This window comes from Kribbella sp. (assembly GCF_035655035.1).
GTDB lineage: Bacteria > Actinomycetota > Actinomycetes > Propionibacteriales > Kribbellaceae > Kribbella.
The window spans coordinates 1-9,941 of the sequence record NZ_DASRVN010000539.1; the positions used below are offsets into that span (position 1 = coordinate 1).

Genomic DNA, 9,941 nt, shown 5'->3' on the forward strand with positions numbered 1-9,941 from the left:
GGCGCGGCCGCGATGACCCAGCGGTGCGCGGACGCGTTCGCGGCCGGGATCGGCGAGCACCCCGAGGACTGGCACATGCTGCAGCGGATCTTCCTCGAGGGGTAAGAATCTAGGTGTGAGGATCGGTGTGGTGTGCCCGTACTCGCTGGGCACGCCCGGTGGGGTGCAGAACCACGTCCGCGACCTGGCGGAGGCGCTGCTCGGGGTCGGCCACGAGGTCTCGGTGCTCGCGCCCGTCGACCACTCCGACGACCTCCCGCCGTACGTCGTCTCGTCCGGCCGCGCGGTCGGGGTGCCGTACAACGGGTCGGTCGCCCGCGTGACGTTCGGCCCGCGTACGGCGGCCCGCGTGAAGGGCTGGCTCGCCGACGGGAAGTTCGACGTCGTGCACGTGCACGAGCCGACCACGCCGAGCGCGTCGATCATCGCGCTCTGGTCCGCGGACGGGCCGTTCGTCGCGACGTTCCACACCTGGCAGGTGCGGTCCCGGGCGATGAGCGTGGCGTCCAGCCTGCTGCGCCCGGCGCTGGAGAAGATCGACGCCCGGATCGCGGTGTCGGAGAACGCCCGCTCGATGATGGTGCAGCACGTCGGCGGCGAGGCGGTGGTGATCCCGAACGGCCTCTACACCGCCCGCTTCAAGGGCAGCCCGCGCGCGGAATGGATGGGCGCCGACGGCACGATCAGCTTCCTCGGGCGGCTGGACGAGCCACGCAAGGGCCTCGGCGTGCTGCTGGACGCCGTACCGCTGCTGCTGGCCGAGCGTCCGCGGCTGAAGATCCTCGTCGCCGGGTCGGGTCATGCGGACGAAGCGCTGCGGTCGCTGCCGTCGCGGTATCGCGAGAACGTGCTCTTCCTCGGCGCGATCGACGACGAGGCCCGGGCGGACATGCTGGCCGGGTCGGACCTGTACGTCGCGCCGCATCTGGGCGGCGAGAGCTTCGGGATCGTGCTGCTGGAGGCGATGGCGGCCGGCGCGCCGGTGCTGGCGAGCGACCTGGCCGCCTTCCGCCAGGTACTGGACGGCGGCAACCTGGGCGAGCTGTTCGAGCCGGGCAACGTCCCCGAGCTCGCCGCCCGCGCCCTCCGGCTGCTCCGCCGCCCCGAAGAACGCGAATACCTCCGGTCCGCGGGCCTCGCCGCCGTGCCGCGGTACGACTGGTCGGTCCTGCTCCCGGAGCTGCTGTCGGTGTACGAGCTCGTCGCTAGATGAGCTTCTCGTGCACGGCGTTGATCTGGTCGAGGTCGCCGGACTCCGGCTTCCACGGCAGCACCATCGGGTCGTCGGGGTAGCGCGGGATCACGTGCAGGTGGGTGTGGAAGACGCTCTGCCAGGCGTCGGCGCCGATGCAGCTCAGCAGGTTCGCGCCGGTGGCGCCGTCGAGGCGCTCGATGACGCGGCCGACCAGCGACTGGGCGAGCGTCATGATCGCCGACAGGTCCTCGGGGGCGGCCTCGCGGAGGTCCGTCGAGTGCGCCCGCGGGACCACCAGCAGGTGGCCGGGGGTCGCCGGCGCGATGTCCATGAAGGCGATCGCGCGATCGGTCTCCGCGACCCGGGTCGAGGGGATGGTTCCGGCCACGATCCCGCAGAAGATGCAGTTCTCGCTCATCCGCCCAGGCTATACACTGCGCGAGCGAACCCGCCCGCTACCACAGTGCCTTGGAGCCCGATGCCGGACGATCTCCTGCGCCCGACCGTCGGCGCCGGCGTGAACATGTCGGCCCGCCCCTGGCGGCTGATGTCCCAGACGTACGTCGCGTTCTTCGGCGGGGTGCTCGCGTCCACCGTGGTCGCCTACCTGAACGCCGGCCGGCTCGGTGTGGACGCCGCGAAGCGCCGGCTGATCCTGCTGTCCGGGGCCGTCGGCCTGGTCGTGGTGGTCGCCGTGTACCTGCTGCTGTACGCCGACTCCGGCATCACGTCGGGGCTCCGGGTCGGCATCCGCGTGGTGGCGGTGCTGTGCTGCATGGCTCAGATCCGGCTGCAGCGGCCGATGGACCGGGCGTTCCAGTTGCGCGGCGCCGACTACGGTTCGCTGTGGAGCGTGGGAATCGCGGCGACGATCGGTGGCGCGGTCACCGAGGCATTGATCCTCGTTCTGGTGACGGTGGTGCTGTGAATGCTGGGTGACGGTGGTGTTGTGAGTGTGGGCGACGGTGGTGGTGTGAGTGCTGGGTGACGGTGGTGCTGTGAACGATTCGACGGAGTCCCGGCTGCAGCTGGCGGCGCACTGGCTGCGGATCGCGCGTCCGGAGCGTGCGCTCGACGAGCTGCAGGGGCTGACCGGTGACGCCGCCCTCGACTACCGCGCGTACTTGTTCCGCGGCGCGGCTCTGCACGCGCTCGAGCGGAACGCGGAGGCCATCGACGTACTGCGGGACGGCCTGGCGCGGCACGGGCCGTTCCCGGCGTTGCTGCACGCGCTCGGGTCGTCGCTGCGGTCGGAGGGCCGGCTGCCCGAGGCCGAGGCCGCGTTCCTGCAGGGCCTGAGCCTCGACCCGAACGACCCGGACCTGCTGCTCGGCTACGCGCTCGTGTGCCTCGCCGCCGGGCAGGCCGAGAAGGCGGGCGCCCTGGTCGAGCGGGCGGCGTCGCACGCGCCGGAGAGCGTGGCGGTGTCGGCGGCCCGCGCGCAGGTGGCGTTCGCGCTCGGCAAGGACCGGGACATGCACCGCCACAGCACCGAGGCGCTCGCGTACGACCCCGAAGATCCGAACGCGCGCGCCTTGCACGGCACGGCGTCGATGCTGACCGGCGACTCCCGCGCCGGGTACGACTCGCTGCGCTCGGCCGCCGCGGCGCAGCCGGGTGACGAGGACCTGCGGGCGGCCGCCCGCGAAGCGAAGCTGTTCAACCATCCGCTGATGCTGCCGCTGCGGCCGTTCGCCCGGATCAACCCGCTGATCGTCTGGATCGGCGCGGTCGTGGTGATCTACGGCCTCCGCGCCGTCGGCCTCGGCCCGCTGTCGTTCGCGTTCGCGATGATCTGGCTCGTGTTCTGCGTGTACTCGTGGGTCGTCCCGCCACTCGTCCGCCGCTGGATCAACCGGAGTTGGGGCTCATGAGCAATGACCGGATCGACGCGCTCCGCAAGGCCGTCGAGGCGAACCCGGACGACGTACTGCTGCGGCTGGTGCTGGCGGAGTCGCTGACCGGCGCGGGCGCGACCGAGGAGGCCCTCGACCAGTACGTCGTACTGCTGGATCAGCACGGCCTGCCGGACGACCAGTTCGTGCCGGTGGGGGAGCTGGCCGCGGCGAACGGGCGGCTTGCCCTGCTGAGGAACCTCCTCGAGGCGGCCCGGCAGCGCGGTGTCGTCGAGGGCACCGGGCGGCTGCAGCAGCTCGTCGACGGGATGATCGCCGAGCGCAGCGGCGTCCGGATCAAGGTCGGTCCCGAGGCGGAGACGTCGCCCGAGCAGGAGCTGGTGAAGGAGTCCACCACCTTCGACAAGGTCGGCGGGATGGACGAGATCAAGCGGGTCATCCACCGGATGGTGATCCTCCCGCAGAGCCGGCCGGAGCTGTACGAGAAGTACGGGCGGAAGTCCGGCGGCGGCGTGATGCTCTACGGGCCGCCCGGCTGCGGCAAGACGCTGCTGGCGCGGGCGACCGCGGGGGAGTGCGGGCTGCCGTTCCTGAACGTCCGGATCGAGGACGTGATGGACCCGTACCTCGGTGTCTCCGAGCGGAACCTGCACGAGGCCTTCGAGCGGGCCCGCGCGAACGGGCCGTGCGTACTGTTCCTGGACGAGCTGGACGCGCTGGCGTTCGCGCGGCACAAGCACGGCGGGTCCGAGGCGCGGCGGCTGGTCGACGTACTGCTCCAGGAGCTGGACGCGATCGGCTCCGAGAACGACGGCCTGCTGGTGCTCGCGGCGAGCAACGCGCCGTGGGACGTGGACGAGGCGATGCTCCGGCCGGGCCGCTTCGACCGGGTGATCTTCGTGCCACCGCCGGACGAGCCGGCGCGCGCCGACATCCTCGGCGTCCTGACCCGGGACGTGCCCGCCGACGGGCTCGACCTGAAGGCGCTGGCCGCGCAGACGCCGATGTTCAGCGGCGCGGACCTGCGCGCGCTGATCGAGCGCGGCGTGGACAAGGTGATCGACGAGGCGCTGTCCACCGGCGGCGAGCCGCCGCTCGGCATGCAGCACCTGACCGGGGCGCTCGCCGCGGTGAAGCCGTCGACCCTCGACTGGCTGCACCGCGTGCGCTCGTACATCGAGTTCGCCAACCAGAGCGAGCGGTACGACGACGTCGCGGCCTACCTCAAGTCCCGCGACGTCCGCCGCCGCCTCAACAAGCCGTAGCTCATTTCAGTTTGGCCGCCACCGAATCCGGCATCGCCTCGTAGCGCGAGAACTCACGGCTGAAGGTCGCCGCGCCGTGGGACAACGAGCGGAGGTCGATCGTGTAGCGGGTGATCTCCACCTGCGGCACCTCGGCCTTCACCAGGGTCCGGTCGTCGCCGACCTTGTCGGTGCCGAGCAGCCGCCCGCGGCGCCCGGACAGGTCGCTCATCACCGCGCCGACCAGGTCGTCCGGTACCAGCACCGAGACCAGGTCCACGGGCTCCAGCATCGCGACCCGGGACGCGGCCGCCGCCTCCCGCAGCGCCAGCCCGCCGGCCATCTGGAACGCCATGTCCGACGAGTCGACGCTGTGCGCCTTGCCGTCGGTGAGCGTGACCCGGATGTCGACCATCGGGTACCCGGCGCCGACGCCCTTCTCCATCTGCGCCCGGACCCCCTTCTCCACGCTCGGGATGAACTGCCGCGGCACCGACCCGCCGACCACCTTGTCGACGAACTCGAACCCGGTGCCCTCCGGCAGCGGCTCGACCTCGATGTCGCAGACGGCGTACTGCCCGTGGCCGCCGGACTGCTTGACGTGCCGCCCGTGCCCCTTGGCCGGACCGCCGAACGTCTCCCGCAGCGGCACCCGGAGCTCCACGGTGTCCACGGTCACGCCGTACCGGTTCGCGAGCGCGTCGAGCACGACGTCCGAGTGCGCCTCGCCCATGCACCACAGCACGATCTGGTGGGTCTCCGGATTCTGCTCGATCCGGAGCGTCGGGTCCTCGGCGGCGAGCCGCTGCAGGCCGGCGCCGAGCTTGTCCTCGTCGGTCTTGGCGTGCGCCTGGACCGCGATCGGCAGCAGCGGCTCCGGCATCGTCCACGGTTTCAGCAGCAGCGGATCGGACTTGTCGGACAGCGAGTCGCCGGTCTCCGCGCGGGTCAGCCGGCCGATCGCGCACAAGTCGCCGGCCAGTACCTCGCCGGCCGGGCGCTGGGTCTTGCCGAGCGGGAACGAGAGGGTCCCGATCCGCTCGTCCTCGTCGTGGTCCTCGTGCCCGTGGGACGCACCGTTGTGGTCGCCGAAGAACGACGTGAAATGGCCCGACACGTGAACCGTCGCGTCGGGCCTGATGGTGCCGGAGAACACCCGGACCAGGCTGACCCTCCCGACGTACGGGTCGGACGTCGTCTTCACCACCTCGGCGAGCAGCGGCCCGTCCGGGGCGCAGGCCAGGCCCTTGCGGGCCACCCCGTGCGGGTTGAAGGCGTCCGGGATGGTGTGCTCGGGCGGCGAGGGGAAGCCGCTGGTGATCACCTCGAGCAGCTCGTGGGTGCCGATCCCGGAGGCGCTGCAGACCGGGATCACCGGGAAGAACGAGCCCCGGGCGACGGCCCGCTCGAGGTCCTCGATCAGCACCTTCTGGTCGATCTCCTCGCCGCCGAGGTACCGGTCCATCAGCGACTCGTCCTCGGACTCCTCGATGATGCCCTCGATCAGCGTGCCGCGGAGCTCCTCGACCTGGTCGGCGTACGACGGGTCGGCGGCGGCCGTGGAGCGCTTGCCGTCGGCGTATTCGTAGTACGACTGGGTGAGCAGCCCGATCAGCCCGTTACCGGCGGGCAGGTAGAGCGGCAGCACCTTGTCGCCGAACGCCGTCTGAGCGGTGGCGAGCGCGTTCTGGTAGTTCGCCCGGGCGTGGTCGAGCTTGGTGATCACCACGGCGCGCGGCATCCCGACCTCCTGGCACTCCTGCCAGACGGTCCGGGTCGGCTCGTCGACGCCCTCGCTCGCCGAGATCACGAACAGCGCGCAGTCCGCGGCCCGCAGCCCGGCGCGCAGCTCGCCGACGAAATCGGCGTACCCGGGCGTGTCGATCAGGTTCACCTTGACGCCGTCGTGGGGGAGCGAGGCGAGGGAGAGGCCGACCGAGCGCTGCTGCCGGATCTCGGCGTCGTCGAAGTCGCACACGGTGGTTCCGTCGACGACGGTGCCGGGTCTGTTCAGGACTCCGGAGGCCACCAGCAGGGCCTCGACGAGGGTGGTCTTGCCGGCGCCCGACGGGCCGACCAGCACCACGTTGCGGATGGCGGCCGGACTGTCCACAGCGGGCGCGGCTCCGGTGCCTTGGGAAGTGTTCGTCTTGTCTGCCATGACGTTCCTCCTGGTCCACCCACGATTCCCCTATCGGACACTTCACACAAGTGCCTCCCCGGTGCGGACCCCGCGAATCGGTAGGGTCCCGGTATGCGTAGGGCACTCGGGGTCGTGATCAGCACGTTGTTCGCCGTACTGGCGGTGGCCGGCTTCGCGGTGCCCGCGAGCGCGCGGACGGCGGCGTACGGCGACAAGGTCACGAACTTCACGATCGACTACAACGTGACACCTGACGGCGTGCTGCAGGTGACGGAGACGATCGACTACCACTTCGCGACCAGCGGCCGGCACGGCATCTTCCGGAACCTGGTGACCCGTGAGCCGTACAAGGACGACGACTCGAAGGACCAGAAGTACGAGGTCTCGAAGATCGACGTGTCGTCGCCGACGCCGGGAGTCAGCGCCGACTTCACCAAGACCACCTCGTCGTCGAACCAAGGACGGTACGAGACCACCCAGATCAAGATCGGTGACGCCAACACGACGGTGCCCGGCACCGAGGCGACGTACAAGATCAGCTACGAGGTCCGCGGCGCGCTGCGGCACTTCGCCGACCACAGCGAGCTGTACTGGGACGCGACCGGCAACGGCTGGGAGGCCGACCTGGAGAACGTCCAGGTCAACGTCACCGTCCCGCAGGGCGTCACGAAGGTCGAGTGCTTCACCGGAACGTACGGCTCGAAGCAGAGCTGCCCGTCCAGCACGGTGGTCGGCGACAAGGGCGAGTTCCAGGCCACCAACCTGACGAACAGCAACCAGTTGACGATCGTCGCCGGGATCACCGCGGGCGCCGTCCAGAACGACACGCCGATCTTGGCGAAACCGCCGAGCTGGCTGGAGCGCGCCGGGCTGTCCTGGCTCCAGGTGATCGGCGCGGGCGCCGTCTCCGTGCTCGCGCTGGTGATCGCCGCGCTGTACGCGAAGCTCGGGAACAAGGACCAGCGGTACGCCGGGATGCCGCCGGGCACGTTCCCGCCGACCGGAGCCACCGTCGCGACGGAGAAGAACACCCTGCGCGAGGACCAGATCCCGGTGGCGTTCGCGCCGCCGAAGATCCCGGTCGCCGAGGGCGGCCTGCTGATCGACGCGAAGGCGACCACCACCGAGACGGCCGCGACGCTGATCGACATGGCGGTCCGCGGCGGCGTCCGGATCGACAACGACGGCGAGACCCGGAAGGCCGTGCTGCTGAACCCGGCCGCCGCGACCGCACCGCACGAGCAGGCGCTGATGCTCGGGCTCTTCCCGTCCCTGCAGCCCGGCTCCGAGGTGGTGCTGGAGCGCGGCGCGGTCGGCGACAACACGATGCGCGACGCCCACACCGCGATGATCAAGGCGCTCCGCGACCAGGTGCGGGCGCGCGACTGGTACGCGCGGATGCCGCGGGCGGGTGGTGGCCTGCTGTTCAAGAACAAGTCCGGTTGCTCGTGCCTGGGGGTGTTCGCCTTCTGGGTCTTCGGCGCCGGCATCTTCGGCACGTTCGTCAGCTCCACCGTGGCGCACAAGTCCGGCGGCGGCCGCACGATCGTCTTCGCCGTCCCGATGCTCGCCATCGTCGCCGCCCTGGTGATCTGGGCGGGGATCCGTGGCCGTGGGCAACGGAACGCGGCCGGCCGCGCGGTCACCGATCAGCTGATCGGCTTCCGGACGTACCTGGCCACCGCGGAGGCGAACCAGCTCCGCTTCGAGGAAGGTGAGGACATCTTCTCGAAGTACCTGCCGTGGGCGATCGCCTTCGATCTGGCCGACCGCTGGCAGAAGGTCTGCGAGCAGCTCGTCGCGGCGGGCCGCATCCCGCAGGATCCGTACTGGTACTCCGGCCCGTCGTACTACACCTCCGGCTGGACCGCCGGCGCCGTCGGCTCCACGGTCGCCCAAAGCTTCGCCGCCCCGCCCACCCCGTCCAGCTCCGGCGGAGGCGGCGGCAGCTCCTCGGGCTTCGGCGGAGGCGGCTTCTCCGGCGGCGGTGGCGGCGGCGGGGGTGGCGGCAGCTGGTAGTGCCGACCTCCACTCTCGGTAAGGTCGCGCGCATGCGTCGTGCGCTCGGGGTCGTCGTCAGTCTGCTCGTTGCCACGATCGCGCTGGCCGGGTACGCCGTACCCGCGTCGGCCGCGATCGGTGACCGGGTGCGGTCGATGGCGATCGCGTACGACGTGTCGGCGGGCGGCGTACTGCACGTGACCGAGACGATCGAGTACCACTTCGGGGACTCCGGGCGGCACGGGATCTTCCGCGACCTGGTGATCCGGGAGCCGTACGTCGACAACCGGTCGAAGGACCAGCGGTACGACGTGTCGAACATCAAGGTGTCCTCGCCGAACGCGCCGGCCGGGTTCAGCACGTCGACGACGAAAACGAACAAGGCCCGCAACCAGGTACTGCGGATCAAGATCGGCTCGCCGGACGAAACCGTGACCGGGCGGGACGCGACGTACAAGATCAGCTACGACGTCCGTGGCGCGCTGCGGCACTTCGCCGACCACAGCGAGCTGTACTGGGACGCCACCGGCAACGGCTGGGAGGCGCCGCTCGACCACGTGGTGGTCACGGTGACCGTGCCGCAGGGCGTGACCAAGGTGGCGTGCAACGAAGGACCGCCCGGATCGACGGCGAGCTGCAGCGAGAAGGCGATCGCCGGCGGCAAGGCCACCTTCACGCAGCAGACCAACGTGGTACCCGGCGAGGAGCTGACGGTTGTCGCGGGCATCAAAGCCGGTGCCGTGAGCAACGACACGCCGATCGTCGAGGATCCGCCGGGCTTCCTCGCACGGTACGGCGTCAGCTGGCCGGCCGCGATCGGCTCGGCCGTACTGACCGCGCTGGCGATCGCTCTCGGCAAGGTCGCCGTCCGCCGGCGCCGCGACCTCCGGTACGACGGGATGCCGCCGGGCACGGTCCCGCCGACGGGCCTCGCGGCGCGGACGGTGCCGGACCGGCTGAAGGAGAAGGCGATCCCGGTCGCGTTCGCACCGCCGGACATCAGCGCCGCGGAAGGCGGTCTGCTGATCGACGGCAAGGTGGACACCACCGAGGTCGCGGCCACGCTCGTCGATCTGGCCGTCCGCGGCGCGGTCAGGATCGAGAGCGAGGACGACGTCCGGACTGCCGTGTTGGTCGACGCCCGGCTGGCTGCCGCTCCGCACGAGAAGGCGCTGCTGAAGGGGCTGTTCCCGAAGCAGCAGCCCGGCGGGCAGGTCCGGCTGTTGGCGCCGGCGATCGGGGACACCCGGCCGCAGCGAGCAGCCGAGAGCATGGGCGACGCGCTGTGGAAGCAGGTCACGGACCGGAACTGGTACGCGCGGCTCCCGCATCGCTCGACGGTCGTGGAGTCGTCCGGGTATGGCTGGGTGCCGCTCGGCTGCGGGGTGTTCCTGGCGGTCCTGGTCGGGCTGATCTCGCTGGTCGTCTACGTCGTCAAGTTCGGCGCGCCGCCGTGGCTCGGCCCGGCGATCGTGATCGCGCTGCCGGTGCTCGCCGTACTG

General features: G+C 71.0%; 8 protein-coding genes. 6 read left to right on the forward strand and 2 right to left on the reverse strand.

Annotation, left to right across the window (positions count from 1 at the left end; genetic code table 11):
- Positions 1-115: 115 nt before the first annotated feature.
- On the forward strand, positions 116-1,213 hold the full coding sequence (locus tag VFF46_RS29250) for a glycosyltransferase family 4 protein (RefSeq protein ID WP_325040447.1): 1,098 nt from the start codon (positions 116-118) through the stop codon (positions 1,211-1,213).
- Here VFF46_RS29250 and VFF46_RS29255 read toward each other — a convergent pair.
- Positions 1,206-1,613: an HIT family protein gene (locus tag VFF46_RS29255; protein WP_325040448.1), complete on the reverse strand. Its 408-nt coding sequence runs from the start codon at positions 1,611-1,613 to the stop codon at positions 1,206-1,208. The genes VFF46_RS29250 and VFF46_RS29255 overlap by 8 nt on opposite strands.
- 60 nt (positions 1,614-1,673) lie before the next feature.
- On the opposite strand from VFF46_RS29255, the gene VFF46_RS29260 reads away from it, so the two are divergent.
- The 3 genes from VFF46_RS29260 to VFF46_RS29270 all read left to right on the forward strand — a co-directional run bounded on the left by VFF46_RS29260 (position 1,674) and on the right by VFF46_RS29270 (position 4,316).
- Complete coding sequence (locus VFF46_RS29260; protein ID WP_325040449.1) at positions 1,674-2,123, forward strand: hypothetical protein; 450 nt, start codon at positions 1,674-1,676, stop codon at positions 2,121-2,123.
- A gap of 70 nt (positions 2,124-2,193) precedes the next feature.
- Positions 2,194-3,069 carry a tetratricopeptide repeat protein gene (locus VFF46_RS29265; RefSeq protein WP_325040450.1) on the forward strand — a complete coding sequence of 292 codons (876 nt, stop codon included), beginning with the start codon at positions 2,194-2,196 and terminating at the stop codon, positions 3,067-3,069.
- Positions 3,066-4,316 carry a tetratricopeptide repeat protein gene (locus tag VFF46_RS29270; RefSeq protein ID WP_325040451.1) on the forward strand — a complete coding sequence of 417 codons (1,251 nt, stop codon included), beginning with the start codon at positions 3,066-3,068 and terminating at the stop codon, positions 4,314-4,316. The genes VFF46_RS29265 and VFF46_RS29270 overlap by 4 nt, the downstream gene beginning before the upstream one ends.
- Position 4,317: 1 nt before the next feature.
- Here the strand turns inward: VFF46_RS29270 and VFF46_RS29275 are convergent, their stop codons facing one another.
- Positions 4,318-6,456 (reverse strand): elongation factor G-like protein EF-G2, encoded by a 2,139-nt coding sequence (locus VFF46_RS29275; protein ID WP_325040452.1) that lies wholly within the window; start codon positions 6,454-6,456, stop codon positions 4,318-4,320.
- 93 nt (positions 6,457-6,549) lie between these two features.
- On the opposite strand from VFF46_RS29275, the gene VFF46_RS29280 reads away from it, so the two are divergent.
- A complete protein-coding gene (locus VFF46_RS29280) occupies positions 6,550-8,457 on the forward strand; it encodes a DUF2207 domain-containing protein (protein ID WP_325040453.1) in 1,908 nt (635 codons plus the stop codon).
- Between the two features lie 32 nt (positions 8,458-8,489).
- On the forward strand, positions 8,490-9,941 hold a 1,452-nt coding region (locus VFF46_RS29285), incomplete at its 3' end, for a DUF2207 domain-containing protein (protein WP_325040454.1).

What these genes read in the sequence shown, in the direction of transcription:
- VFF46_RS29255 (WP_325040448.1), bottom strand. Translation starts at nt 1,613, where the DNA reads ATGAGCGAGAACTGCATCTTCTGCGGGATCGTGGCCGGAACCATCCCC.
- VFF46_RS29260 (WP_325040449.1), top strand. Translation starts at nt 1,674, where the DNA reads ATGCCGGACGATCTCCTGCGCCCGACCGTCGGCGCCGGCGTGAACATG.
- VFF46_RS29270 (WP_325040451.1), top strand. Translation starts at nt 3,066, where the DNA reads ATGAGCAATGACCGGATCGACGCGCTCCGCAAGGCCGTCGAGGCGAAC.
- VFF46_RS29275 (WP_325040452.1), bottom strand. Translation starts at nt 6,456, where the DNA reads ATGGCAGACAAGACGAACACTTCCCAAGGCACCGGAGCCGCGCCCGCT.
- VFF46_RS29280 (WP_325040453.1), top strand. Translation starts at nt 6,550, where the DNA reads ATGCGTAGGGCACTCGGGGTCGTGATCAGCACGTTGTTCGCCGTACTG.